This is a genomic window from Corynebacterium sp. J010B-136 (assembly GCF_002967075.1).
Taxonomy (GTDB): Bacteria; Actinomycetota; Actinomycetes; order Mycobacteriales; family Mycobacteriaceae; genus Corynebacterium.
In genome coordinates this window covers 1-535 of the sequence record NZ_PUGE01000019.1, presented here as the reverse complement: position 1 = coordinate 535, position 535 = coordinate 1, and the positions used below count along the sequence as shown (strand labels likewise).

The window sequence follows — 535 nt, the reverse complement described above, 5'->3', positions numbered from 1 at the left end:
GCTCCGCATCACGCCTTAGCCTAAATAAGTGACGGATTTGCCTATCACTTGGCCTACACGCTTACACCAACAATCCAATAAGTGGCATGGCTACCTCACTGTGTCACCCCATCGCTTGGACCACATATCAGGCCCCACGCACGCACACAGAACCACACTCCCGAAGGAGTGTGAAACATGCTTGTGGGTGGTTAGTATCAATGCTTTACCACGGGCGCGCATATACGGGTACCAGAATATCAACTGGTTGTCCATCGACTACGCCTGTCGGCCTCGCCTTAGGTCCCGACTCACCCTGGGAAGACGAACTTGACCCAGGAACCCTTAGTCATCCGGCGGGACAGATTCTCACTGTCCAATTCGTTACTCATGCCTGCATTCTCACTCGCACACAGTCCACAACTCCTTACAGTATTGCTTCAACCCATGCACGACGCTCCCCTACCCAATATAAAATATTGCCGCGGCTTCGGCGGTGTGCTTGAGCCCCACTACATTGTCGGCGCAAAACCACTCGACCAGTGAGCTATTACGC

General features: G+C 53.3%; 1 rRNA gene. It reads right to left on the bottom strand.

Going from position 1 to position 535, the window contains the following annotated elements:
- Positions 1-535 (bottom strand): 23S ribosomal RNA (locus tag C5Y44_RS13170); the annotation flags it as partial.